Below are 24,497 nucleotides of genomic sequence, written 5' to 3'. Positions count from 1 at the left end.
TGCGGCGTACCGCCTTATCCGGCCTACAGGGGCCGGGCTGAACGTATTTTGTAGGCCTGATAAGCGCAGCGCATCAGGCACATCGCAGTACCATCGGGAGCAAAGCAATATCCTGAGCCTCCATAACACAAGCCTTCCTGCGGTATATGCGGTAAACCCCCAATCTGAATTTTCTGTATTACCTCCCGAAAATATCAGGATCGCCTGCGATAGTTACGTGTACCTTTATCTATAAGTAAGGGTCTATCCGGAGAATAAAGTGTTCGGAAAAATGGTATTAAACTACATGCCGGGGCTAAAAAATTTATTAGCGTACGATAAAAGCTGGCTAAAACATGATGTTAAAGCCGGGTTATCCGTTGCTGCTGTTGCACTACCGGTTGCGATTGCTTACGCTGAGTTGGCGGGAGTCGGGGCTATCGTCGGGTTATATTCCTGCGTTTTGCCAATGCTAGCTTATGCGCTGTTTGGTTCTTCCCGCCAATTGATTGTTGGTCCTGATGCCACGACCTGCGCGGTGATTGCGGCCGTTGTGGTTCCTCTTTCTGCCGGAAACCCAGAACTTCACTGGCAGTTGACAATTGTCATGACTGTGATGATGGGGGGATGGTGCCTGCTTGCCAGTAAATTTCGCCTGGGCGCGCTTGCTGACTTGCTTTCGCACCCCATCCTAACGGGCTTGCTTAACGGGGTTGCCGTGACGATTATTGTCGGGCAACTCGGTAAGGTATTGGGGATTACGCTTGATGAAGAGCAAGTGATTGAGAAGATCATTGCCCTGCCTGGCCGACTCTCAGAAATTCATTTATTAACCTTAGGGATCTCCATCCTAACGTTAGCGATTTTAATAGCTATCAAGACGTTTCGTAGCCAATGGCCAGCACCGTTGATTGCTATTGTGATAACAACGGCGCTGGTATGGATTACATCTGCGCAGCAGTATGGGATTGCCACTATTGGGGGATCGGGCTTTCAGTCTGGTTTGCCTGTCGTTCACTGGGGATCGTTTCAGCCTGGTCTGGCGCGTGATTTATTGATCCCTGCGCTGAACCTGGCGTTAGTCAGTTTTGTTAGCCTGATGCTAACCGCTCGCAGTTTTGCCGCAAAAAACGGATACGAAATAAATGCTGATGCTGAGTTCAGGGCTTTGGGTGTCGCGAATCTAATGTCTGGCTTATCTCAGGGGTTTGCGATTAGCGGAGCCGATTCCCGGACTGCGGTAAATGATTCCTCTGGAGGGAAAAGCCAGCTTGTTTCCGTTGTTGCTGCCTTAATCATCGGAATCGTCGTGGTATTTTTCACGCAGCCATTACAATTTATTCCGGTATCTGCATTAGGCATTGTTCTAATTTATGCATCGTGGTCATTAATTGATTTACGCGGACTCTGGAACCTGAGGCGAAGAAATAAACCCGCATTTCGCCTGGCGTTCTTCACCTTTGGCTGTGTTCTGATTATTGGTGTTATTCAGGGGATTGGCCTTGCGGTATTGTTGGGTCTGTTGCAGTTCCTGCGCACAGTTTTCCGTCCTACTGAACACTTATTGGGAATTGACGAAAATGGGATGATTCACTCATTAGGTAATACAACCGATGTGAAAATGATCCCTGGCGTGTTGATGTACCGGTTTAACTCACCGCTGACCTATTTTAATGTGGCCTATTTTAAGCGCCGCGTTTTGAATTTAGTCGATGGTGCAGTACTACAACCTAAATGGGTGGTCATTGACGCCGTTTCTTGCTTTACCTATTCAGATATCAGCGTCCTGGCAACCATTAATGAGTTAAAACGGGACCTGAAAGGTCGACAGATTAAGTTAATTATTGCGGGCCGAAAAACGGAGTTAACACGCTGGTTTAAGGAGAGTCGACCGACAATGAAAGACGACGACATGATCCTGGCACCAGACCTTTATTTGGCGCTCCGGTTCATTCAAAGCAAAGAAAGCATGAGTGAGGGTGAATCTGGCGTTGTTGAATAATGCAGATTTAGGTAAGTGATCAGGCTGGATGGAAGGTCTGGGGGCGATGAACATGCCCAGGCACCCATTTTGCTAAAGGGCGATCAGCATCCGCGCGGGGACGGTGAGATCCCCGGCAGAGTATTGATACCGACATGCTACCTGAAATAGAGACAGCGTGACTGTTGTTAACCTTACGCTATGAATGCGACAAATCGCTTAAATGCTTTCCTTCCCATTGCTGGCTTCGAGCTCCCGAATCAGGCGCTTGTTGATCTTACCGACGCTGGTTTTGGGAATATCCGGGACTATCCTTATCTGTCGTGGGATCGCCCATTTAGTGATGTGGCCGCGGTCGACGAATCCTTGCAGATGTGCCGCTATGGCCTGCGGCTCCAGGTCTTCTCCTTCCTTGCAAACCACCAGAGCCAGGGGGCGTTCGCCCCACTGTTCATCAGGTATCCCGACGACGGCTACCGACCTGACCGCCGCGTGTGAGCTGATGAGGCTCTCCAGCTCCAGCGTGCTTATCCACTCACCGCCCGTCTTGATTACGTCTTTGATGCGATCCTTGATTTCCACTATCCCATGGGGATCGATGGAGGCAATGTCGCCGGTATGCAGCCAACTGCCATTCCATAGCTCAGCTCCTTTCTCGGGTTCCTTCAGGTAGCCCTGAGTCAGCCAAGGGGCTCGCACCACTATTTCACCCAGGGCTTCGCCGTCGTGCACTACCTCCCGACCTTCGCCATCGACGATACGCAGATCCACCAACGGAACAGGCAGGCCGGTCCGAATCCGCAGGGGTAGCTGCTCATCCATGGGAAGGGCCAGCTCGGCATCGCTTAAGTGGGTCATACAGAGCAGGGGACAGGTTTCAGACATACCATAGCCAGCGTGAATGCGTATGCCCTTATGATGGGCCTGTGTCGCCAGTCCAAGGGACAGTGAACTGCCACCCAGCAACATCTTCCATCCTGACAGATCGGTCCGTGTGCCTTCGTCGCACTCGAGGATCATTTGCAAGATGGTTGGCACACAGTGCGAGAAGGTTACACCCTCATCGTGATAGAACCGCACCAGCTTGTTGGGTTCGTAACGACCGGGGTAGACCTGCTTCACACCCAGCATTGTTGCGACATAGGGAGCGCCCCAGGCGTGCACGTGAAACATAGGAGTGATCGGCATATAGACATCGTTCGATCGTAGCAGCGACTGTCCCTCGTGGGCTGCCAGGAGGCCCAGCTCATTGAGCGTGTGCAGGACCAGCTGACGATGGCTGAAGTAGACCCCCTTGGGATTGCCCGTGGTTCCAGTGGTGTAGAACAAGGTCGCTACCGAGTTTTCATCGAAGTCGGGGAAGTCAAAGCGATTTCCCGCGGCGGCCAGAAGGGTCTCATATTCCCCCAGCACCGGCAGGCTGGTTGCCTTCGATTCTTCGTCGCTAAGCTGGATGTATCCCCGGACAGTGGTCAGTGTCTCTGCCAGTGACTCGACAACCGGCAAGAAGTCGTCGTGCACCAGTACCAGGTTGTCCTCGGCATGATTCATGGTGTAAGCGATTTGGTCCGCCGAGAAGCGGACGTTCACCGTGTGTAGCACGGCACCAATCATAGGCACCGCGAAGAAGCACTCGAGGGCGCGATGGCTGTCCCAATCTAGCAGGGCGACGGTGTCTCCAGGCATGACACCGGCCGCTGTCAGCATGTTTGCCAGGCGATGGATGCGCTGTTTGAGGGTGCGATAGTCGTAACGCAGCTTGTCGGCGTAGACGATTTCTCGCTCGGGATGAGAACGCCCACCCGACAGCAGCAAGCTCTTGATCAGCAGCGGATAGGCATGGGCTCCCTGCGCTGACTGTATGACTCTTGTTTTCACCATCCAGGTTCCTCGTTGACTCATTATTTGCTCGGTATGATGGCAATTGTAGATGAAGGTTGGTATTTACTCCCTGGCGTTTGCTTCAGATGTCGAGGCGGCGCACCAACTCCAGCCCCTGGGGATGAATGTGCGTACCCTACAACGCCATCTGGAAGAGGGGGGTGACCTTCAGCGAGCTTATCAATGAAGTGCGGCGCGACCTGGCGCTCCCGCAACAGTATTGTGCCCAAGGTTGTTCAGATAAATTACTCAAATCTGGCCTATGGATAAGCACGCCAGACAAAGAGGTGTGCCTGATACCGCTATATTTTTTGCAGTACCATCGTGGTTCCAGTGAAAGGTTTAAGTGTCGTGATGAGGTGGGGTAGGAGTTGCTGTGGTCAGAACGATAAGAAATCTCGCGGAGCCCTGAAAGCAAAAAACCCGCCATAGGCGGGTTCTTCTAAATAGTGGTGCCCGGACTCGGAATCGTAGTTTGTGTTAACTATATGAAATAAAGGTATAATAACCATAATAACCTTAACTGTACCAACAAATGTACCATCAATTTATAAGCGTGAATGCAAATAAAGTCAATTATATTCAATTGGTTATGACAACATGCCCTGCCAAACCTCACTGAACAATCTTCAAGTCTGGACTGATTGTTCCGCTGCTTTTCCCTGCTCTATTCAATAGATTACCGTCACCAAATCGGATATGTTTACTCATAACATATCAAAGCGATAAGTAAAGCCAGAAGGATAGATACCTCATGACCAAAGCGGAGATCGCCAGCGCTGTTAATGAGTGGTTCAACATTGAAAATTACAGCGTCCTGCAAAATTTGACAGTGGAACAGCTTTTCCAAGAGATAGAGAACAGGATTGTCGCGTATCGTATGGAACAAAACCGGGCTGAGTTGTCTCCCGAAAACCTTAGTAGGCATCAGAAATATTACGAAGAGTTGATTGAAGGTAAAGTCGTCTTTGGTGATGTTTTCGGTGGACCAGAGAAAAGACTATCTTCCAGCTATGCCATCAAGCCTGTAACACACCAAGGGCTATGGGAGGTGGCGGGTTATGTTGCTGCTTTCGATAAATACGTAAACCCGGAGGGAAAACCCCTGCCTCATATGGAAGTCTCGCACTATCTGAAGGAAGCCGAGGTAAACAACGAAGGGCTGATGCTGGTTCAAATTAATCTGGCAGAAACATCACCCGAAGAAATCATCAATCACCTGAAAGTCATGGTTCCTGAGTGGAAACAGCAGCTACAGGCTCCTGAGCCTCCAGCGAGAGATTTTCGCTTTGGGGTCAGCAACCTTAAAAAAATACTCGATTACAACATTATCCCCATCATGGACCTGCTGTACTGGGCGCAGGATGAAGAGGTCAGGATTGGTATGCCACAACTGACCAGCTTTTTATACCCTGATGAGTTTAAAGACGGTATCCGTGATGTAGATAAGGTGAAGTCAACAGATCATCCTCTGGCAGTTAAGTATCTGACAAACCTTGCTCACTATCGCTCTTTTGTCGATTTTACATATAGATACGACGACAGAAGACACTGGAATATTCAGGATCTAATCAGAGCGGAACTTGGTAAGGATGAGCAATCCGATCAGGACTGATCTTCCAAAAGGCGGTGTTTTGCGCAATGTAAATATCGCCTATATTCACTAAGGCTGAACATACCCTATTTTTCCCACTCCAAAAATCTGCGTAAAAAGCTTATCCCTGAACGTCCCTCCTAAATCACAAGAAAAATCCATACAATTATCTCATCGAACAACACACCATAAAACAAAAAAACATAGGTATTACGGGAAAAATAATGGAGGTAAATATGATTCAAACCAATAAAGAAAAACACCCGAAACTTATCCGGTTGCCGGAAGTAATAAGAAAAACTGGATTTGGCAGGACATGGATTTATGAGCTTATAAAGGCTGGAAGATTTCCAAAGCAAGTAAAGATAAGTGAAAGGTCTATTGCTTTTATTGAAAGTGAGATTGATGAGTGGATTGAAAAAATGATTGCGAAATCTCGCTGCGTATCTGAATGCAAACATTTTAAACAAAAGGGGAATATATGAAAAGTAAAAACGTACTGCCTTGTGTGGTGACTGTTACGAATGATGAGACAGAAGTATTTATGGAAATGGCAATAAATAACTTTAGAAAACATCTTCAGGTCATGATTGATTGTATGGGGAATGATTATGAGCGCCATTTTAAAAACAGACGTTATATTGAAGAAGTGATTGCTAAAGTGATTGAGCGAACAAAACAAGAGTTTGCTGAATCAATGAAAGATAATAAAGGAGAAGAATATTATCTGTTCTTGGATGAGGTGAGAAGGAATCTGAGAGTTATTTATTCTGCGTATCGTACTAACTATTAATGAGAGAGGTGAATATGAACGAAAAATGTTTAGGCTGGAATGAAATACCAGTAAAAATAACCGCGAGTAATCCTGAGACAGCAAACTTTACTACTGATGTTATAAATACCTATAACGAGTTAATACATTACTTATACTTTAATCTAAGTGAAGATGTATTTCTGAAGAAATTGATGGATGGGTTTTACAGGGAGATATTCATAATGGATATTATTAATCTCAAGCTACATGAATGGCTTGAAAGTTCTGAAGAGATAAAGATTAAATACATATCAGTCCCAGAGGTTAAAACAATACTAAGTAGCTATCATGAGTTTTTGATTAAATGCTTTAATGGTGATGGTTATGTTCGTTATTACAAAAAAGTAGAAATCAGCGCAAATAAACAGTCTGTGATGTGATATAAGAGGTAATGAGATGAGTGAAAAACTGATAAAAGAATCAAGAAAAGTATTCCTGCACCTTGCTGAGTTATTTTATGAAATGAGAATAAATACGCTGAAGGAAACACGGCCTAATGAAGCAGAGATGTTAATGGTAGATGATGCCTTCATGGAAGGTATTTATAAAGAGTGCATTAAAAATGCAAGTGCTACTTTTAAAAAAGCAGCCAGAGCTGAGTATTATGAGCAAGGGCATTCAGTAAAAATGGTTGATAAGGAGGTGGTATTGATAACACTGCGTGTTAATCATAAAAGAAGATGAGCATATAAGTTTCAAAAATATAGTCCTGTTTAGCCCCACGTATGGGGCTGGAAATAATAAATCAATAAATATCATTTTAAAATGAGGAATCATTATGTCTAAAAAGATTGAAATTAAAAATACATCTACTGAGCTGTTCTATGATCTGGCAAAGCGTTCTTTCGAAGCAAGCTGGAAAACAATGCAAAATATGTGTAGTGACAGCATTTCGCACCTTGTTGATGACGCTGATTTTATGAGCGCATTTATACGACTCACTATTAATCATATTTGTCATAACTTTGAGAAGTTTACTACACAAGAAGGAAATCAAGGAAACCTTACAGAGGTCAACTTTGAAGAGGTTGCAGAACGGCTTGTGCGTAATGCTTGGGTGTTTTGTTAATACTAACTGTTTTTTTATTGAATACTAAAAATCAAAAAAGAGGATATAGATGAAGAAAGATAATCTGAGTAAAAAAGATGAAACAATGATATTCGCCATTTCAGCAACGCTAATGTTGTATGTGGACAGGATATACAGCATGGCAAGCGTAAACAAAGATGATGCAATGATTTATGTTAATGATGAAGATGTTGTTGAGTTTGCACTACGAATCCACATGAAGGAAGTATTAACTGAGTTTGAGTATTACAAGGCTGCTTTTGGTACAGGAAAGGAAAAATATGAATATATAAATATAACAGAGCTATTAAAGAGGGTGATGTTTTTTCATGATTTATATATCAAGGATATGTTGACAAGAAATATAGAGTCAGGACGATCTTTTGATGACTATAGTGTGTTGGACTGGGATATGGACATAAATAGATAATATCATTAATGTTATTCAGAGGGATACATGAGTATATCTAAAATGTGTTGCCGGGATGGATTCCGGTAATACGTACTCTGACTATGTGAGGTGAAACTAGTTTCTGATGAAGTGACCTATTAGCGAATAAGCAAGTGAATTTTCGGAACACACTTAAAAGTTAATAGCCAGTTGATAAATTTTTTAATATTAAAAACCACTTGCATCGAAATTTTTGAAAGCTATTATCGATTTTTAACTTAATTGACATATTAATGAACAATGTTATATGTAAATAATAAAGTCTGATAAAAAATAAATGAGGTTCATATAAAAAAGACTTACTCTTTTTAGTAGAAGACTGAAGGGCGCTTATGAGAGGTTTTCAATTAGTAACTATATAAGAAAGGAGGTTTCAATGAAAAAAAGAACAGTAAGATTCTTGTCATCACTCAAAGATAATAAATTATATCGATACTTTGATGAACATTTTAACGTTATTACATGCATTAGTGTCATATTTGTCATTGTATGGAACATCTACTTTTATGCTTAAAACCTCCCTTGAGGGAGGTAGACTATTATTTAATAGTGTTATACTGAACATCACTGACTGGGTTTTTACTCTTGGAATAATCTACTACAGAAATACCAACCAGAATAAAGTAAATGACTCCAGCAACAATAAGAAAGAAAACTAGTGGTTTTTTGAGAGCATCATTTTCACCTTTTCTGTTTGGGTGCTTTTTGTTCCAACCCCATAGGATTAAATTTACTACTATGAAAAACAGAAAAAATTGCAGGTTTTGGGTGATCTGAATAGATTATATCGAATAGGTCAGTCATATCTTTCTCATATTCGTATCGTAAGAATTAAAGTGAAAAGCATAGCCGACAATATTACATTGGCGGCTTTTAATAAAAAATGTAATGAGATTAAATCTGGAAATCTTCCAGTGTTTTACCTGCCTCAATAGCAGCCACTATTGCTTTCGGAGTACGGCCCTGACCAGTCCAAGTCTGCTCATTACCGTTATCATCTGTATATTTATATTTAGCAGGGCGTGGAGTGCGTGTCGATTTGGTTTTAGGCTTAGTGGAACCTACCGCTGAAAGTAGCTCCGCAGGATCGATACCATCTTCTAACAGTTTCCGGCGGAAGGCTTCAAGCTTAGCCTGACGTTGTTCTTGTTCCTTAAGTACTGCATGTTCTTCCTCACGGCGCTCATCCACGATAACAGAGAGTTTTTCCAGCATCTCTTCCAGCGTTTCCAGATCAGTTTCACGAGCCTGTGCGCGAAGTATACGAATATTGTTCAGTACCTTTAATGCTTCACTCATACTATGCCATCCTGTGTTTGAAATGGGGGATCGAAGGGTGTCCAGTATTGTCTGATGATCGATTTAAAACACACCAACATATTAATAATATAGTAAATATTAGCATTAGAGCAATCTATTAGAACCATTTCAAACGAAAAGCGGAGGACTGATTTATAGGGCCATTTTTCGTCGTAGTTGACTTGATCGTTCGAACTCTGACGATATGTTAGAAAGTTGCTCAAGACTCTGTTCAACAGAACGTTGGAACTCAAGAGCAGCTTCTGTACGCTGTTTTATGACGAGAGCGAAGAGTTCATCAGGTGTTTTTCCCAATAAAGTTTTTCTGTAGAGTATGGATTCCTGAACCTTCTCAAGGCTCTTGGATGCAAGGGCTGATGCGTGACTGACAGGGTTGAGTTCTTCAATAAATTTTTCGAGTAGTGATTTTCTCTTCCTGTCTAATCTCAGAAGTTCGGTATGCGCCGATTTAAATTTCTTGGCTTCACTCAACGGTGAACCATCGGTTCTTAGCCTGCGATATTCCTCTTTGTATTCAGACATCGTTGGATATTGTTTTAATGTATTAATGGTGTTCAGATACTGAATTAAATCGTCGTTATTTAACTTTACTTTCCTCATATATACCTCGTAAATAAAATAGTGGATATATTTATATTACGAGATATAGTGTAAGTGTCAAATATAACCGGGAAATAAGAATGATAATATTCAGATGAAAACTATATTCTTTCTTCTTGATCAACATCTTCAGGATAATCAACAAAAATGTCATCTTCTGAAACAGAGTCCCAGTCAATATCTTCGTCGGGAGTAGAAAGTAAAGGTTTATCATCTCCTTTATCGATGGGTTTTTCTGCGCTGTTTGTAAGTACCGTATCTTTATAAACGGTGACGAATACGTCTTCTATGCCTTCACTGGTCGTTCTCAGCGACTTCTTAACATATTCTTTCCTTGTGGCATTTAATGTTCTGTACTGGCCTTTTAGGAAGAGATTTGCGTTTATCATGGTATGCTTCCCTTCTTTGACCAGAATGCCTTTATTTATTAGCTTGTTCCAGCATTTACACACGTTAGATTTGCTCATATTAAGCTCTTCTGCGAGTGCCGACTGAGATATACTGGCAATCAGGTTTCCATGCTGCATGAGTTTACATAAGCGGATCATTATTGTGTATTCTGCACCAGACATATTTTTTCCTAGTTTTTCCAGATTATCAAGGAAAGCATGAACATAGGCTATTCCCGGTTGTATATCAGAACTTCGCTCTTTTTTTACATTTACGGTTATTTTATCTTTTCTGTTTCTGTTGTAAAAACTGTAAATCTCCAGTTTCTGCTTGTCTGTAAAATGATTTCTGTTTATATATTCTTCCACTTCTTCACTGCTGGAGGTCATTATTGTATTGTAATCAATGCTCATCGGTTATCCTTTTATTGTTATTATGTTTATTCTATATAATGCAGGATATACTTTTGTCAAAAATAAATATGAAAAAAGGAAAAATAATACACTTTTGCGAAATAGTGTTCACTTCTTTCCGGGTGTTTTAACTATAAAAAAGTTTCCACAGAAGAAATTTTGGTTTCCGTACAGGAAACTTCGGTTTCCACAGAAGAAACTTAAATTTCCGTACAGGAAACTTTTTCCGTGAAATCTCTTTTAAATATAATGGCTTGCACCTCCTTAATACTATAATATGTTTAATAACCTTAACGGGGAGTGTGCCGGTTAAATGGCACCGTCTATTTTTCTACTTTGTTTTTACTTGATGTTATGGACAGCAAGTGATTGTTTTATACAATCACGAAGCGCTGCTGATTTTTTAGTAAATATACAATTGTTTTTCCTCTACGTTATAGCGGCTACGCCGCAATTCTTTATGGATAAATCCATCATTAACAGGGATGAACCCTGTTTCAGCAGTGTGATTGTCTTGAGCAATCACTAAGTGCTGCTTCTATGAATATAGTTTTCCTATGCGTTTAAGAGCAAATACTATATCTTTTAGTGCTAATGCTGTTATGAAATATAGGATCGAAAATATTTAATCATGAATAAAAGAATAGATGTTGATCCTTTTGGCTTTACCCTAAAACATAGCAAGGACCATTGTTAAATCGTTAAATATATTTTACAGAGTTAGGGCGTAGCCGTGCGTCAGCACATGAGCTTTAGCTCATAAGAGATATATCTTTTCAAAAGAATAAGAAAAAACAGGTAAAACGTTTATTAAATGAGTTAAATTTGATTTTTACCGATTCGATATGGTATTAAATAATAAAAAAGAAGGAAAATAAAGAATGAACAACATTAAGATTATTACGCTCTTTCATACAAATAAAAAAATACCATTTATGACTTGTATTGTTAAAGATGTTGAAGAGAATGAACAAGTAATAAAACTCACTTTGCAAAATGGTGATAATATTCATGTCAAAGATTATGACTATTTCTTCTTATCAGAATCAGCACATGAGTGTGATCAGGAATGAATGATTAATACATATAGAAGATTGATTTCTGAACTGAGCCAAGTTAGCGAAGAAACAATAGAGTCCTTAGTTCCGAAGATATCAAATAATATGAAAACCAATTTCCCGGCAAGCGGTGTGAGTGCTTTGGAAGATGATTGAAAAATCTGAATGGTAGCAACCATTCCATATGAAACAGCATATTAAAACATGCGTTGCATACAGGTTTTTGCAACACCATATCGGAAGATAGCTACGTTACCTGAGATCTAACAATCCCTGTCTGCGTAATGGTCGACAGGGTATTACCTGTTCTGACCTATACCTTTCTATCTCCATCAATGTGCAAACAGCTACTGACATGGCTCTTCGTGCACATTACACCACTTATCGATCGATATAAAAGATCAATAAATTGCTTTTGATAGGTTTAAGCTATTGAATGGGTGTCAATTGATCGGTGCTTTAATTGTTTGTATCGATCGATTGCGTATTTATGATAGTTTAAAGCTATCAAATGATTTGAATTCGATCGATACAAACGATATGACGAACAGAAAAATAAATTGAATCCTATCAATTGATTAATGCTTTTTTTCAGCCCAGAGAGACCAACCTATGGGTAGGGCTGTCTTTGACATAAAGTTTCCACACATTGGGGATAGATATGAAATTACGGATAGTGATGCCACTGGTACTGTCTGCTGCCGCACTAACAGGTTGCCAGCAGCTCAACGATGGCGTGAATACAGTTAATGGAGCAATCAGTTCTTCGTTGTCTTCAGTAGGTAAAGCGCTGGGGGGAACTGCCACCACTCAAAGCCTTGGCCCGGTATCGTCTGTATCTGGCCTTGGTGCTGTCTGCAAAGACTATGAAGAAAACGCAATGGCAGCAGAGAAAAAATGGACGGGAAAACGGATCTCAATCGCAAATGCGACTGTTCTTGAAGTTACGAAAGGCAGAAGTGCCAGCGATATGATGACGGGGATGCCTAAATCAGCCCCTAACTATTATCTGCTCTTTAAAACAACCGATACCAGCTACTGCGGCGGGATGGTCTGGCTGGATTACTACTCTGGTATTGATGATGCCGTTCTTACTTACAAGAAAGGCCAGAAAGTCAGCGTTACCGGAACGATAAACAATTTCGAAGTCCGTGGGTTCGCTACCGTCAACAACGCCGATATGCCAGTTCGTCTTGTTGTTCTGAGAAACGGCACAATCAACCATTAACTCTGGGATAACACTATGCGTAAATTTTTACTCGTGGCGGGTCTTGCTGCTCTTGTATCGGGATGCGGTGAAAAAGGGGATTTTGAGAAAGCGATCAACGCAAAAATATCACAATCAAAGCTGTGCTACTCCCTGCAGGACAACGACATTGTATTTAATAAAGGTTTTCCGATTAAGGTTAACCGTGGCTACCGTTCAGCGGGGTATAGTGCCAGTGATGAAATATTGAAAGGTCTGGCTAATCAGGGGCTGCTTGATGTTTCTCAACAAGCTAATGGTTTCAGTAGTGTCGATGTTCTGGAAGTAACAGACAAAGGCCAAGCGGTTGAGTTTTGGGATCGTAAAGATGGTGCCTGTGTTGGTCATCGTGCGGTTGCTGAGATAAAGGAATGGACTGAACCGGGAAACGGTAATCAGAAAATTGTTCGCGTGTCTTATACATGGACGTTGGCGGATGTTCCTGCATGGGTGGACAAAAAAGCGTTCTCCAGCGTCAAGGGTATGAATGAACCTGAAGAGAGCATGATTAATCTTGTTAAAACCAGCAATGGCTGGAAAGCGATCTAAGGGGTCTATCATGGAAAACAATACAATCCAGTGTCCGTTTTGCCTGAAAGAGAGCCAGCGCGGTGTGCATGTTTGTACTGGCTGCATGGCGACGGTTCTGTATGGAACCTTCCCCGGCTGGTATGCTTTCATTGTTATAGTATTGACCTTCGGCCTGTCTATTCTGATCGGAATGTCTACAGGCATGGCGGGAGCTACTATCAGCCTACCAATAATTGCGGCTGTAGGGTTTGTCGCAGGTAAGGCAATTTTCTCTGATAATGTTGTGTTTAGGCGAAGGATGTAGTGACAGTAGTTGGTTTGGGGCCAAAGGCCCCAAACTATAATAAGTTAAACTGAACTATTTTCAATTGCGGAGATAATATTATTTACAATTGAATTTGAGTTCCAGCCTACAATAACATCAGCATTCTCTTGAATTATTACAGGGATGCGTTCTGCCCCCCTAGGTTTCACAGCGATTACAGGAATGTTATTCTTTTTAGCTGTTTCAATTTCCCACTTCATCCAATCACTGTATGACGTATACATTCCAGCCATAACCAGAAAAACATCGGAAGAAATAATTCTTTTCTTCAGGACGCCTCGGATATAATCTCTTTGCTCTGAATTAATGCGATTATCTACAGTAACTTCAGAGTAATCGATAGTAATTGTACTATTTTTTTCAATGAGACTTTTCAAATTTTTCAATTGCTTATCATAATCCCATGAGTGACTAACAAATGCGGTGTAGTTTTTCGTTGTCATATTATTGTTTCCTTAATTTGTTTTTACAGAAGGTTTCAATATCCCATGAATTGTCACAGAATGCTTTAAATCTATCAAAGTAGGTTGAGGATTTATCTGAATCTCCAATATAGTTGGCGGCTTGACATGCTGATGCGAAGACCCATTTTTGGTCACTTCGCTCATCAAAATAATTGGAGTTAATTATTTCCTCTGTTATACCAAGCACTGAGTTGAAAATCATTTCAGCACTTACTTCGTGGTATGCAATTTCCTTGTTTAAATTAGCAGATGTTGCATTTAAGTTTTTGAGGTATTCCATCTTTTCATGATGGCAAATCGCAAGGTTCTCACCATTATAATAATCTTTTTTAATCGTATAACCACGTTCATATAAAAGAATGGCTTTATCTAAAAAAGAAATATCTTTGATTTCTCGCCAAATATTTTTGCTAATAGCTCCAGCTAAACCAGTAGTTTCAGGATCGTTACTGGTATCAGGAGAAAGAGCAGAAAGAATGGACATAGCATCGAAGCAAGCCATAACGGGGCTGATATTATCCGATACGTCCTTATAAGTACAAAGGGTCAGTCGTTGCAAGAGGTAATCATCATTTGGTCTTAATTCGATAGCCTGACTATAATATTTTTTTGCCTCAGTGAAATTACCTTCCTTTAAAAGTTTTTCTGCATTATTGAAAACATCAACCCACTCTTTTTCTGATTCATTCGATTCTTCAACAATTTCTTCTATTTCTTTTTCACTGAATGTTGGTGTTTTTAAATCAGGTAGAAATGTATAAATTGGGCTGTCCGTTTTGCTTTCTTGTAAAGCAGTAGATATCAATTTTTGTAGCTCTGACCTTTTCTTTCTTGCCTCAGAACAACCAATATCATCGCCTAAATGTTCATATATTAGGGTTGCGGTATGATTGAGATCGAAATGAAGAACCCCACTTTTTTCAGACATTATAATGGTTGTTCCCTTCTTGAGGGCATGTCGTACGCCAAGTTCATAGAGTGCATTTGCATTGTTGGTAGATATGTCGGCAATTACAACATCTGCAAGAAGCAATTTCCTGTACATCTCCCTGTCAATAGAACCAGAATGACAAACCTCATCGGCTCTTATGCACTCTATACCACACTCTTCTGCAGCTGGCTTAATAATTTCATAATAAGTTGCGTCTAAATTTAAGGTTTTACCTGATTTGTAATCTGTTTTTTTTCCAAATCCCATAATGACGAAGCATAATTTCTTTTTGGCTGAGGAAGGGGACTTTTTCATTTAATATCCGTGTCATTAAACGTTAAAGCGATAAATTTATCATATAGTAAGTTATTTCACAATGTTTTTTATATGGATCATTGGAGTGTATCATTTTTTGGCAGTTTAGCGTGTTCATTGACAATAATTTGGTGTTTTAATTCGTTTACTTGATTTAACCAAATCTAATCAGGAACGGCCAGAGTCATAGTCAGCCTACCAAATATGATGGTTTGGTTAAAGATAATATTTTGCATGATTTCTCGTTTAGGTGAGTTACATAAGACGAATGTTATGCATTTGTCCTAACGCCATTGTTTGTAACTTTGCATTTATTTGACATTGAGTCTTATTTTGTTAATTAATGATAAAAGGAGAAAATATGAAAGTATTAATTAAATTGAGTAATGACTGGCCTGAACATGTGAGTGGCAATCCAGTCCTTGATAAGTGGGTTCACAAGATTCCTTGGTCCGGCATCGAATGCTTTTTATTATGTGAAGATGGTAATGTTTATCAGTCATATATAAAAATGCCTTTTTCTGTAGAGATAAAAGAATTTCAACTTTTCAGGCATACACACATAGATGAAACTTCATTTATGATTGAAGAAATCAATGAATGGCCTGAAGGCGTTAACACAAGAAAAGGTTTTATATCAAAAATAGATAAAAGACATCCATATAATAAAAAAGAAAATGGCTGCTGGTATGTATCACCTGAAGGGAATGATGCAGTAATTATTTTTGATGCCCCTGAAATTCAGGAGCATAAAAATAGATATAAAGAGATGCCAATTATCTCATGCGAGGTCTTAAAGTAGACTTTAATTTTTCTTCAAGCTCGGCCTTTTTTAGCTGGGCTTCTTCTAAAGAACCATAAATCCCAACAATTTCCTGAGAAATAATATCGAACACGATATAAAGAGGGATTTCCTGAGTGATTTCCTCTCCTTCCCCGATTCTGTAAGTAAGTGTGGTGCTATGTGGAGTAATCAAGAAACGGTCTGTCATTTTTAAACCCTCTGATTTTATAAGACAAGGATTATGTCAGGGGGCATCTGTTTTTCAAGTTCAATGAACGAGGTCAGTGCGGTAAAAACCATCTTATTTTGGGGGGAACCCCGGCGGTCTTAATTTTGTCCCATTGCGCTTACCAGATGAGAGTGTAGGTATGTAGTCTGGTGTGTTACTGGGTTGTTCAGATTTTTTCACACGACTTGGGAAACGATAAATTTCACCTGCCGCTGGTTTCGTGGCGCAGATCTCAGTTTGTTTTTGTTTTTCATCATTATTGAATTTAGCACGTTGTTCATATTCATTACGTGAAACATGACGGCCTAATACCTCATCAAAGACATAGTTTTCAGCAATACGTTTATCATGTTCTTCACTGATAAGATCATTTTGGGATTTGTTTGCTTTAGCCCATACAAACTTCTGCTTGAAAAAATCAATTACAAGAGTTGTGAAGCGTTTAAAAATATTATCCTGACGTGGAATAGCCTGTTTTCTCTTAACACGTTCAGGGGCGCTTCTGGATGCCCTGTTTAGGGCTTGAGAGGAGGATGTTTTCAGAATAGTATTTTTTCCAGAATCAGAAATACTGACTGATGGTTTCTTACCAGCAACAACCTTACTGACTTTGGATTTATCACGATAGGATTTAACACGATAGGATTTAACACCTCGCATACGAGTATTAGGTGCCGGGACTACCAGTACAGGTCTTTGCGTTTCTTTGGTAGAAGAATCGGAACGCGTTTTTGCTAATACAATATCTTCTGGTTCAGCAAGATGTGTTATCGTAAAGCTTCTGATATCAACGACAATTTCAAGATCAAGTTCGCTGAATGTTTTGTAGACTTCAACGGCTTCTTGCTTGGTAGCATCACGAACAGCCTGTTCTGCGGCTCTTTGCTCTTGAGCTGCTTTACTACGCCATTTGGCACTGTGGATACGCTTCATTGGAGGACGGTTTGTTTCAGCGGCTTTAGCAAGCCATAGCGCTTTTTCTTCATTATCTAAAGCTACCGCCGCTTTTTCTAATGCCTCTTCATGCTGGGCCTGAAGAGAACGATGGTCAATACGTTCTGACGAGCCAGCGGCAGCAAGGTAGCTGTTAGCCATAGATGCCCATGATTCACGCCACAACACAGACATTTTTCTGTCATTCCAGCTTCTTTCTTTTTTACCAAACCCTTCCGGGCCAATGGTTTTTAACGTCAACATAACGTGAGCATGTGGGTTGTCGCTATCGAGATCATGGAAAGCGATATCGGCAATCATACCTTTATCAACGAAATTTTTCTGACAATACTCAAGGACAAGTTTTTTCTTGTCGTCATTGTTTAACTCGGTAGGAATGGAAACATCGAAATAACGGGCTGTTTGACCATTTTGCTGGCGCTCGACCCTTTCAACTTCATTCCACAATGCTGTAGAGTCTTTTACAATATGTTGAGGAGCATTAACGGGTGCTAATATGAAATGTCCGTATAAATCGGTACGGCGGCTATAATCATACGTATCGCCTGTTCTTTCATCTGTTATCCTTGTACGAGCATGATAAGCAGCTTTCGCAACGGAAGATTTGCCCTCACTTCGTTTCACAATTTTAAAATCAAGATGAAAAATAGCCATACAATAAAAAGAACCTCAATATAATTTTAAATAACAAACCAAAATATAAATCTCCAATGCGACTATGCTGGTTTTAGTTTTTCGCAAGAAAAACTTTGATGTTGACGTTGACCTTGTTTCCGAAGGAAACGGTGTTAGCCTGCGGCAGGCAACCGTCGGTAGACCCCACACACTGCGTAGCAGTGTATAGGTGGGCATTGCTTTATTTTTATATCTCCTAAAGGAGCTAAAAATAACGACAATGTAAAAAGTTTTCTTACTCTTAAATAATAACGCTAGTTTCAATGTCTGTGAAATTAACTGGGCTAGAATCGGATAAACGGTTGAGGTAGAGTAATAATATTGAATATTTGGGTTTTAGATAGCGCCTGTAAGGGCAAAAGTAGTTAAATTAGTCTCCCGCCGTAAGGCGGGAAAGTGAAATTTAGATAAAACAGTGAAAATAACAGATGCTTTTATGTGTTGCACATTTCACAGGTTAAGATAAAAAAACAGAATCAAAAGATAACAAATGAAATTGTTTTCATTGATTTAATAAAATAAGTAACGGGGAGAGTATTAGGTATTTTATGTTAGTGGTTGCACTCATTTGTGTTGCATGATTTTATTTTTAGCTTACTGACATTTCATTTTTAAAACCAAAATGCCATTTTTTCGGGATAAATCCCATCATTAACAGGGCAAACCTCTTCAGCAAATGATTGTCTGGAACAATCATCTAGCGCTGATCAACCTTCTGCCTATGATTTGACTTTTTCCTTTTTTAATTGTATTTCATGTTTTTAAGAACTAAAAGGAGGTGTAATTATGAGCGATGCTGATAACAGTAGAAAACCACGAACAGAAAAAACAATTAAGCAAAAAATAGCTTCGGCACAGATGCGTTTGAATAGTCTCAAGACCAAAGAGAAATATTTATCCAAAAGGGCTGAAACACGCCTGAAGATTATTCTTGGGGCAGAAGTGGCTAAAGCAATTGGCTGTAGAGTAGAAGATGTTGATAAAGAATTTATATTAGGACTGGTATTACAATCTTCAAATATTAATGCGAATGATAAAGCAAGACTTAAACTTCGTGGCAAAAGGTTTCTGGCTGATATAGTGGGTAGGCAACAATAGTCCCTATATCACGTCACTTTAATTACTAATTATAAAAATGAATGCATTAACGAAAGAAATAAAAGACCAAATAAAAAAAGAGCCAATCATCAACAAACACAGGGCTTTAATTAAAGCCCTGTGGCATTTTAATGCTTTGTTAATTTAGGACCAAAATAAACAACATCGATAACTTTATCACTATTTTTTATCGGGTAATTAAAATGCATTCTAAATACTCTAAAACTAATTTTACCATGCCATGAACATAGAACCTTAGTTCCATCGATAGTAAACGTCATATCACTTTTGAAAACATCTTTATTTGTTGATGATTCATCAGTGAACAATGCCCTACTCCCAGAAAAGTAATTCTTTAATATAACATTTGTCCTTTCCGAGTATGTTCCATCAGCATTTCTACTTTCTACAAATTCGTTAAGTATAGATGTCAAAAATATCCCTCTTTCACAAGCGACATTATTAAATTGCTGTTTATTCAAAATCTCTATTGCATTAGTTGAAAATCTAACGAATGGAAATTTCTCTGTGACATATTTCAGGAAACCATCCCAAGAATCTGGATAAACAAATGATTCCTGCTCATACTTTTCTGCTATTTTTTCTAAATCATTTACATCCCAGATATTTTCGACTTCCACACTATTTATTATGTCATTATAATAATATTGCATTATAAGTGGTGAATATGAGAAATCTGGTTCTGAAGCATCAAAACTATACACACTAACAGTATCTCTGAAATGTGTTAACTCAGTGACCGTAGCTAATGAAGTTCCAGTTATGTCCATACCATTCATTTCATGAATAAATGGATGTTCGGGATCTATATTTTCCGAATCGACAAATGGCCCATGGCGATCGAGCCAAAGAATCACTTTACGAACAAAATTTTTATCCCGAGTAGCTACAACTGCATCTCGGAATGATGATTCACCAGATACTTTTGCTTCAGGAAGCCCTCTTGGACAATAGAAATTCTTAAAGAAATTTGAATATTTATCTTTGATTGAAAGTATTTTTTTTAAATGCTCAATGAATAGCTCAGGTGAATTGAATTGTCCTGATAGTGATAATTCATTCAAATAACATTTCATCATATTACCATCCAATTAACTTACCTAAATCTTTATCGGATTGGTCAAAAAATCCGTCAGGCCATTCACTTAAATTACCGTGGCTGTCAATTTGCGGTGAAACAATTCTTGTTTTATTATCACTGTTATTCTTTTCGAAGAAATGTATCCCTACTTTGTCAGAGCTAATCACGCGATTATTTACAGATAACCTAACACCATTTAATATATGATCACTGTGAGTTTCAATGATTACTTTCACTCCCGAGTTTGCCATTTTAGATAAAAACTCACCAATCCTTGACTGTCCCAATGGATGCAAATGAGCTTCTGGGCTATCGATGACTAATATTTGACCTTCTTTAGCCAATAGTCCCGCTATTATTATAGGAAATACATAAGTAAGCCCATAACCAATATTTGCAGGTCTTCTCCACTCGCTGATGCCGTCATTCCTAAAAAATAACTGCACTAATGAAGCTTTATCTATATTTCTAGTATCTGCTTCTGCATTAGGTAAGATATATTTTAACCATGCATTTACTTGTCGTCTTAGTGTTAATGCAGAATCAGAGTCATGGCATCGAGATACTAAAATATCTTCGTCCTTATTCTGCTCCATTAACCATGCAGCATATTCACCTTGTACTCCTACGTTAGTATCAGAATATTTGAAATCTGAAGGTATTGGATAAATTTCAACTGCACCTAATCGGCAAGCACTAATGTAGACAAGACTATCAAACTCTTTTACTTTCTCTTTTATCTCTTCCGGAAGTAGTTTTTTTGCATCACCAATATTTATTATTTTATTTTCTATATCATTATATGATATTTCAGATAATACCAGAACCGGATAATTCTTTTTTTTTGGATATTTGAAATCCCATGCAACTTTAAAATCATCAAACTCAAAAGAAAAAGATATTTTAGCATCTTCTTCTTTGTCATTTTTTGATTGATGAAATACATCAGATGGCAATCCTAAATTAACAAGAGGACCATTCAATAATATTTCAGGAGCATTATTTCCATATTTTATTGCCTGCGCCATTAATAAAATAGATTGGATAAGAGATGACTTACCTGCAGCATTAAACCCCGTCAATAACGTTAAGTTGGATAGGGACAAAAATACTTCATCAAAACATTTGAAGCCATTTATTTTTATATAATTCATTTTTCCAACCCCCATAATATTTCATTCGCTAACTGAAAGCGCGTATTAACTTTACTTCTACTATTCGTACCAATAGTAACGGCATCATCAAAGGAAGAATCAGATAATAACTCTGTAAATTTATTTACCAAAATATTTTTATTTTCAACGACAAATTGCTCATCTAAGCCTGCCAAAATCACAGAAAAAACGTCAAATAAAGATATATTAATTACCGATCGGTTTACCGCTAGGCCTTTATTTGCTAACGATTTTCTAAAGGCGTGTTGTTGGAACAATGTATAGTTATTTTTTAATGTTTTAAAAAACACTTCTTTCAGTTCATTTAATTCAACAACATCCATTTTATTCATTATTAATAATGCTTTAGCTAGGAAATCATCCATATCACCATTATACGACTCATATCCCAGAAGATAAAAAGCATAAAATCTGTTAATAACTTCTCGATCACGCATTGTTTTCGAATCTAGCCCCTTCCCTGTTACTCGGATAAAATCCTCACTAGCAGCAATTTTTTTCAGCAGAATCGTTCCGGGCCCACTAAAAAGACAATTTCTCATTTGCTGACGACTTATAGGCTCGCCGCCATTAACCCGTTCAAAAATATCTAGTTTTGCCCGTTCAGGGGCTTTCTCATCTAGGATATAAAAAATTAGCTGAGTATCTTCAATTCGCTCTTGCAATTTAATAGGTAATTCACTGAATTTTTTACCTAAAAATGTTGCATGTTCATTAAGCCCATTTGAGTTTGAATAGCTTAAAGAAAACTTATCACTTAAATAGTTTTTGAAAGTTGTGAGCCTCTGCAAACCATCAACGACGATGATTTTCCCATCTTTATCCTCAGCAACATAAAAAACAGGCAGAGGAATCCGCATCAAGCATGACTCAATCAGTTTGGACTGTTTTTCCTCTGACCATATAAAATCCCTTTGAAAATCAGGATCCAATTTATATCTATTATTTTCAATACGTTTAATGACTTCTGCAATTGTTCTTATTTCGTTCCTAACCAAAACTGTATTTAAAGGGTAGTCTTCACCCCAGCCAACGCTTTTAGAGTTATCTCTGCTTTCATCGTCATATCCCTCCACAACATCATGTGATTCCTGATCAAAGAGATAAAGCAATTCAGGAGCATTTCTGACTACATCTAGCCTAAAATTGGGATATAACTCTAAAATCGCAGTAATTAAGGCACCTGTATTTTCCCTGTACCCTTCATGAACAAGTTGGACTGAGTTATTTCTTGAGCTATTAAGTCCAATAACTGGATAATTACTAAATTTTTTATATTGTTCCGGGCTATCTTCTAAAAATTTAAATTTATCATAGCTCTCCGGAAATACAGATAAAACCCTGAGCGTTAAGATACATTCCGACTGAAAATCATACCAGCCATCCAGCGCTTCAAGTTTTGCGATTGCCCTAATTCCCTTAACCCAAGTTGTCGCAATTCCTTTGTTGTTATCAGAGCCAAGATAAATAAAACAATATAAACTGATATTATTCTTGAATGAGGTAAAGATCTTCTCTTCAACTTGTTTGCATTTGAAGAAAAAAGAAAATGGTTGTTCTAACCCATTTTTTATGCTATCCAATTTTTTTATATCAGAAACACTATCTTTTCCAAGTCTGATAACTAAAAATTCCATCTCTAACTCCAGTTAATATTTGATCCACTCTTAAGCAACACTTTTCTTTTTACTTAGTTTCAAAAGAGCTTCATGTAATGGAGGGAATAACTTACGATTCTGACTGTCTACTCTACGCAATATACCCTCAGCGGCGTTTGCGCTAATAAAATATTTATCATCCACGCTCACCTTCTCAATTACTGAAATCAATTTTTCCAGCTTAGGCTTAGAGGGTGCATCAGGCACTTTGAAATCATAACAAATATTTCCGAAAGCAATTCCACCTGAAAGCCAGCGAAGTTTTTTGTTTTTGTCCAAAGTGTCAAAATGTAATTCTGATAGCGCTTGCTTTCTTCCATTCTCTACTTTTATATCAGGATGATTATTCATTACATTTTCAATGCTTTCGGATCTAGCCACTTCATTTTCGACAATATCGTTATTCTTCAATGCAGTGAATAGCCTTTTAGCTATCCACTCAACAACGGGAACTGCTACTGCATTACCTAATGCGTGATATCTTTCGCTATCAATATCTTCAGACTTGCTTGTAGAATATAAAGGTAGAGTCCAGTTGATAGGGAAACCTTGGACGCCTTCACACTCCTTTGGAGTCATCCTTCTCACAGAGGATTCATAGGATATATAAGTTCTACTCCAGTCAGTTCCTGTATGTCTACCAGATGTAGCAGCAAGGCAATATGCTACATCAGCGACTCTGGCACCGCTTACTTCACAGGCACTTATATTCAGGAAACCTTCTCTAATATTTTTTAAGTGTTTGCCTTTATCTTTTTCATATAAAGAACTAATCGCGACTGAACTATTGTTCAAGGCCGCACAAATAAAAACCCTTGGACGAGATTGTGGTGCACCAAAAAATCGACTATTCATCACCCGCCAACTGACTACATAGCCTAATGATGTTAGTCGCTCCAAAATAACACGAAAATCTTGCCCATTATGCGACGACAACAACCCCGTAACATTTTCTAGCAGAACAACTTGTGGCCTTTTAGCTTCAATCAGATTGATAAATGGGAAAAACAGTCCAGAGTTTTTCCCCTTGAGACCCAATCGCCCCTTTGAGCCTCTTGCGACGGATACATCTTGGCATGGAAAACCACCACACCAAACTGAGGCATCTGGTATATCCTTTGCATCAAGTGACTGGATATCACCGTAGCGAGGAACATCTGGCCAATGCTCTTCGAGTATGCGCACACAGAATTTATTCAACTCACACTGAAAATTGGTAGTAAAACCGGCATTTTCAAACGCTAAATCAAATCCTCCAATCCCTGCAAAGAAGGAGTTCATTGTAAACTTTTTGTTTTTACCTTTCATTTTCAGTGCCATTGCTTACTGATGCCTACTTTAAACTAGTCAAATGTTTTAGATGATACCATCGTTACGATTGCGTAGCTACAAACTGTATATAAAAACAGTATCGGTATCATTTAGAAGATGTGAAATCGATGGTCTGTTAGGAGGCATTC

The 24,497-nt window shown here is 39.3% G+C and carries 25 protein-coding genes and 1 pseudogene; 14 read left to right on the top strand and 12 right to left on the bottom strand.

Annotated elements, in window-relative coordinates:
* Window positions 1-259 precede the first annotated feature (259 nt).
* A complete protein-coding gene (locus tag OGY13_RS05840; protein WP_213752411.1) occupies window positions 260-1,981 on the top strand; it encodes a SulP family inorganic anion transporter in 1,722 nt (573 codons plus the stop codon).
* A gap of 198 nt (window positions 1,982-2,179) precedes the next feature.
* Here the strand turns inward: OGY13_RS05840 and OGY13_RS05835 are convergent, their stop codons facing one another.
* Complete coding sequence (locus OGY13_RS05835; RefSeq protein WP_213752410.1) at window positions 2,180-3,841, bottom strand: fatty acid--CoA ligase; 1,662 nt, start codon at window positions 3,839-3,841, stop codon at window positions 2,180-2,182.
* A gap of 754 nt (window positions 3,842-4,595) precedes the next feature.
* Here OGY13_RS05835 and OGY13_RS05830 point away from each other — a divergent pair.
* The 7 genes from OGY13_RS05830 (at window position 4,596) to OGY13_RS05800 (ending at window position 7,748) form a co-directional block, all read left to right on the top strand.
* Window positions 4,596-5,456 carry a DUF6387 family protein gene (locus OGY13_RS05830; protein ID WP_000158645.1) on the top strand — a complete coding sequence of 287 codons (861 nt, stop codon included), beginning with the start codon at window positions 4,596-4,598 and terminating at the stop codon, window positions 5,454-5,456.
* A 215-nt stretch (window positions 5,457-5,671) separates the two neighbouring features.
* Entirely contained in the window at window positions 5,672-5,920 is a 249-nt protein-coding gene (locus OGY13_RS05825; protein WP_000616796.1) for a helix-turn-helix transcriptional regulator, read from the top strand.
* Entirely contained in the window at window positions 5,917-6,228 is a 312-nt protein-coding gene (locus OGY13_RS05820; RefSeq protein WP_000837631.1) for a hypothetical protein, read from the top strand. Before OGY13_RS05825 ends, OGY13_RS05820 begins: the two co-directional genes overlap by 4 nt.
* Window positions 6,229-6,242: 14 nt before the next feature.
* Window positions 6,243-6,629: a hypothetical protein gene (locus OGY13_RS05815; RefSeq protein ID WP_001545719.1), complete on the top strand. Its 387-nt coding sequence runs from the start codon at window positions 6,243-6,245 to the stop codon at window positions 6,627-6,629.
* 16 nt (window positions 6,630-6,645) lie between these two features.
* The gene (locus tag OGY13_RS05810; protein WP_001291073.1) at window positions 6,646-6,933 is read left to right on the top strand and encodes a hypothetical protein; all 288 of its coding nucleotides are present in this window, start codon (window positions 6,646-6,648) and stop codon (window positions 6,931-6,933) included.
* A 94-nt stretch (window positions 6,934-7,027) separates the two neighbouring features.
* On the top strand, window positions 7,028-7,318 hold the full coding sequence (locus tag OGY13_RS05805) for a hypothetical protein (RefSeq protein ID WP_000037622.1): 291 nt from the start codon (window positions 7,028-7,030) through the stop codon (window positions 7,316-7,318).
* Window positions 7,319-7,367: 49 nt separating this feature from the next.
* Window positions 7,368-7,748 carry a hypothetical protein gene (locus OGY13_RS05800; RefSeq protein ID WP_000711006.1) on the top strand — a complete coding sequence of 127 codons (381 nt, stop codon included), beginning with the start codon at window positions 7,368-7,370 and terminating at the stop codon, window positions 7,746-7,748.
* Between the two features lie 915 nt (window positions 7,749-8,663).
* Here OGY13_RS05800 and OGY13_RS05795 read toward each other — a convergent pair.
* From OGY13_RS05795 to OGY13_RS05785, 3 genes are all read right to left on the bottom strand, one after another.
* The gene (locus tag OGY13_RS05795) at window positions 8,664-9,068 is read right to left on the bottom strand and encodes an H-NS family histone-like protein (protein ID WP_001287394.1); all 405 of its coding nucleotides are present in this window, start codon (window positions 9,066-9,068) and stop codon (window positions 8,664-8,666) included.
* Window positions 9,069-9,221: 153 nt separating this feature from the next.
* On the bottom strand, window positions 9,222-9,689 hold the full coding sequence (locus OGY13_RS05790) for a DUF4756 family protein (protein ID WP_001233363.1): 468 nt from the start codon (window positions 9,687-9,689) through the stop codon (window positions 9,222-9,224).
* 101 nt (window positions 9,690-9,790) lie between these two features.
* Window positions 9,791-10,492, bottom strand: coding sequence for a hypothetical protein (locus OGY13_RS05785; RefSeq protein ID WP_000020958.1), 702 nt, complete (start codon window positions 10,490-10,492; stop codon window positions 9,791-9,793).
* A gap of 881 nt (window positions 10,493-11,373) precedes the next feature.
* Between OGY13_RS05785 and OGY13_RS05780 the strand changes: the two genes are divergently transcribed.
* The 4 genes from OGY13_RS05780 (at window position 11,374) to OGY13_RS05765 (ending at window position 13,631) form a co-directional block, all read left to right on the top strand.
* Window positions 11,374-11,565, top strand: coding sequence for a hypothetical protein (locus tag OGY13_RS05780; protein ID WP_001059601.1), 192 nt, complete (start codon window positions 11,374-11,376; stop codon window positions 11,563-11,565).
* Window positions 11,566-12,211: 646 nt separating this feature from the next.
* Entirely contained in the window at window positions 12,212-12,778 is a 567-nt protein-coding gene (locus OGY13_RS05775) for a hypothetical protein (protein WP_001386505.1), read from the top strand.
* Window positions 12,779-12,793: 15 nt separating this feature from the next.
* Window positions 12,794-13,345: an SEN1982 family lipoprotein gene (locus OGY13_RS05770; RefSeq protein ID WP_001224785.1), complete on the top strand. Its 552-nt coding sequence runs from the start codon at window positions 12,794-12,796 to the stop codon at window positions 13,343-13,345.
* 10 nt (window positions 13,346-13,355) lie between these two features.
* Window positions 13,356-13,631 (top strand): membrane protein, encoded by a 276-nt coding sequence (locus OGY13_RS05765; protein WP_000430100.1) that lies wholly within the window; start codon window positions 13,356-13,358, stop codon window positions 13,629-13,631.
* A gap of 44 nt (window positions 13,632-13,675) precedes the next feature.
* Here OGY13_RS05765 and OGY13_RS05760 read toward each other — a convergent pair whose 3' ends face one another.
* Window positions 13,676-14,095: a TIR domain-containing protein gene (locus tag OGY13_RS05760; protein WP_000208713.1), complete on the bottom strand. Its 420-nt coding sequence runs from the start codon at window positions 14,093-14,095 to the stop codon at window positions 13,676-13,678.
* Between the two features lies 1 nt (window position 14,096).
* Window positions 14,097-15,362 carry a tetratricopeptide repeat protein gene (locus OGY13_RS05755; protein WP_000749528.1) on the bottom strand — a complete coding sequence of 422 codons (1,266 nt, stop codon included), beginning with the start codon at window positions 15,360-15,362 and terminating at the stop codon, window positions 14,097-14,099.
* Window positions 15,363-15,723: 361 nt separating this feature from the next.
* On the opposite strand from OGY13_RS05755, the pseudogene OGY13_RS05750 reads away from it, so the two are divergent.
* Window positions 15,724-15,963 (top strand): annotated as a pseudogene (locus OGY13_RS05750) (hypothetical protein); the annotation flags it as partial.
* A 175-nt stretch (window positions 15,964-16,138) separates the two neighbouring features.
* On the opposite strand, the gene OGY13_RS05745 reads toward OGY13_RS05750, so the two are convergent.
* Both OGY13_RS05745 and mobQ read right to left on the bottom strand, forming a co-directional pair.
* Window positions 16,139-16,354: a hypothetical protein gene (locus tag OGY13_RS05745; protein ID WP_000132147.1), complete on the bottom strand. Its 216-nt coding sequence runs from the start codon at window positions 16,352-16,354 to the stop codon at window positions 16,139-16,141.
* Between the two features lie 93 nt (window positions 16,355-16,447).
* Window positions 16,448-17,983, bottom strand: a complete 1,536-nt coding sequence (gene mobQ, locus OGY13_RS05740; protein WP_000964086.1) for a MobQ family relaxase — start codon at window positions 17,981-17,983, stop codon at window positions 16,448-16,450.
* A gap of 807 nt (window positions 17,984-18,790) precedes the next feature.
* Here mobQ and OGY13_RS05735 point away from each other — a divergent pair.
* A complete protein-coding gene (locus OGY13_RS05735; protein ID WP_001278133.1) occupies window positions 18,791-19,102 on the top strand; it encodes a conjugal transfer protein TraD in 312 nt (103 codons plus the stop codon).
* A gap of 128 nt (window positions 19,103-19,230) precedes the next feature.
* Here the strand turns inward: OGY13_RS05735 and OGY13_RS05730 are convergent, their stop codons facing one another.
* From OGY13_RS05730 to OGY13_RS05715, 4 genes are read right to left on the bottom strand one after another with little or no spacing between them, the layout of a single operon-like run.
* Entirely contained in the window at window positions 19,231-20,202 is a 972-nt protein-coding gene (locus OGY13_RS05730; RefSeq protein WP_001438070.1) for a hypothetical protein, read from the bottom strand.
* Between the two features lies 1 nt (window position 20,203).
* The gene (locus OGY13_RS05725) at window positions 20,204-21,373 is read right to left on the bottom strand and encodes an AAA family ATPase (RefSeq protein WP_237426855.1); all 1,170 of its coding nucleotides are present in this window, start codon (window positions 21,371-21,373) and stop codon (window positions 20,204-20,206) included.
* Window positions 21,355-23,016, bottom strand: coding sequence for a DUF262 domain-containing protein (locus OGY13_RS05720; RefSeq protein WP_000395305.1), 1,662 nt, complete (start codon window positions 23,014-23,016; stop codon window positions 21,355-21,357). The genes OGY13_RS05725 and OGY13_RS05720 overlap by 19 nt, the downstream gene beginning before the upstream one ends.
* A 30-nt stretch (window positions 23,017-23,046) precedes the next feature.
* On the bottom strand, window positions 23,047-24,345 hold the full coding sequence (locus OGY13_RS05715) for a DNA cytosine methyltransferase (RefSeq protein ID WP_000676850.1): 1,299 nt from the start codon (window positions 24,343-24,345) through the stop codon (window positions 23,047-23,049).
* Between the last annotated feature and the right edge of the window lie 152 nt (window positions 24,346-24,497).

Source organism: Citrobacter sp. Cpo045 (genome assembly GCF_030332875.1).
Taxonomy (GTDB): Bacteria; Pseudomonadota; Gammaproteobacteria; order Enterobacterales; family Enterobacteriaceae; genus Citrobacter; species Citrobacter portucalensis.
Note: the sequence above shows the minus strand (reverse complement) of the source record. Positions and strands in the feature narration are given on the sequence as shown.

Coding starts and splice junctions, on each gene's coding strand:
- OGY13_RS05835 (WP_213752410.1), bottom strand. CDS start 3,841: ATGGTGAAAACAAGAGTCATACAGTCAGCGCAGGGAGCCCATGCCTAT.
- OGY13_RS05830 (WP_000158645.1), top strand. CDS start 4,596: ATGACCAAAGCGGAGATCGCCAGCGCTGTTAATGAGTGGTTCAACATT.
- OGY13_RS05825 (WP_000616796.1), top strand. CDS start 5,672: ATGATTCAAACCAATAAAGAAAAACACCCGAAACTTATCCGGTTGCCG.
- OGY13_RS05820 (WP_000837631.1), top strand. CDS start 5,917: ATGAAAAGTAAAAACGTACTGCCTTGTGTGGTGACTGTTACGAATGAT.
- OGY13_RS05815 (WP_001545719.1), top strand. CDS start 6,243: ATGAACGAAAAATGTTTAGGCTGGAATGAAATACCAGTAAAAATAACC.
- OGY13_RS05810 (WP_001291073.1), top strand. CDS start 6,646: ATGAGTGAAAAACTGATAAAAGAATCAAGAAAAGTATTCCTGCACCTT.
- OGY13_RS05805 (WP_000037622.1), top strand. CDS start 7,028: ATGTCTAAAAAGATTGAAATTAAAAATACATCTACTGAGCTGTTCTAT.
- OGY13_RS05800 (WP_000711006.1), top strand. CDS start 7,368: ATGAAGAAAGATAATCTGAGTAAAAAAGATGAAACAATGATATTCGCC.
- OGY13_RS05795 (WP_001287394.1), bottom strand. CDS start 9,068: ATGAGTGAAGCATTAAAGGTACTGAACAATATTCGTATACTTCGCGCA.
- OGY13_RS05790 (WP_001233363.1), bottom strand. CDS start 9,689: ATGAGGAAAGTAAAGTTAAATAACGACGATTTAATTCAGTATCTGAAC.
- OGY13_RS05785 (WP_000020958.1), bottom strand. CDS start 10,492: ATGAGCATTGATTACAATACAATAATGACCTCCAGCAGTGAAGAAGTG.
- OGY13_RS05780 (WP_001059601.1), top strand. CDS start 11,374: ATGAACAACATTAAGATTATTACGCTCTTTCATACAAATAAAAAAATA.
- OGY13_RS05775 (WP_001386505.1), top strand. CDS start 12,212: ATGAAATTACGGATAGTGATGCCACTGGTACTGTCTGCTGCCGCACTA.
- OGY13_RS05770 (WP_001224785.1), top strand. CDS start 12,794: ATGCGTAAATTTTTACTCGTGGCGGGTCTTGCTGCTCTTGTATCGGGA.
- OGY13_RS05765 (WP_000430100.1), top strand. CDS start 13,356: ATGGAAAACAATACAATCCAGTGTCCGTTTTGCCTGAAAGAGAGCCAG.
- OGY13_RS05760 (WP_000208713.1), bottom strand. CDS start 14,095: ATGACAACGAAAAACTACACCGCATTTGTTAGTCACTCATGGGATTAT.
- OGY13_RS05755 (WP_000749528.1), bottom strand. CDS start 15,362: ATGAAAAAGTCCCCTTCCTCAGCCAAAAAGAAATTATGCTTCGTCATT.
- OGY13_RS05745 (WP_000132147.1), bottom strand. CDS start 16,354: ATGACAGACCGTTTCTTGATTACTCCACATAGCACCACACTTACTTAC.
- mobQ (WP_000964086.1), bottom strand. CDS start 17,983: ATGGCTATTTTTCATCTTGATTTTAAAATTGTGAAACGAAGTGAGGGC.
- OGY13_RS05735 (WP_001278133.1), top strand. CDS start 18,791: ATGAGCGATGCTGATAACAGTAGAAAACCACGAACAGAAAAAACAATT.
- OGY13_RS05730 (WP_001438070.1), bottom strand. CDS start 20,202: ATGATGAAATGTTATTTGAATGAATTATCACTATCAGGACAATTCAAT.
- OGY13_RS05725 (WP_237426855.1), bottom strand. CDS start 21,373: ATGGGGGTTGGAAAAATGAATTATATAAAAATAAATGGCTTCAAATGT.
- OGY13_RS05720 (WP_000395305.1), bottom strand. CDS start 23,016: ATGGAATTTTTAGTTATCAGACTTGGAAAAGATAGTGTTTCTGATATA.
- OGY13_RS05715 (WP_000676850.1), bottom strand. CDS start 24,345: ATGAAAGGTAAAAACAAAAAGTTTACAATGAACTCCTTCTTTGCAGGG.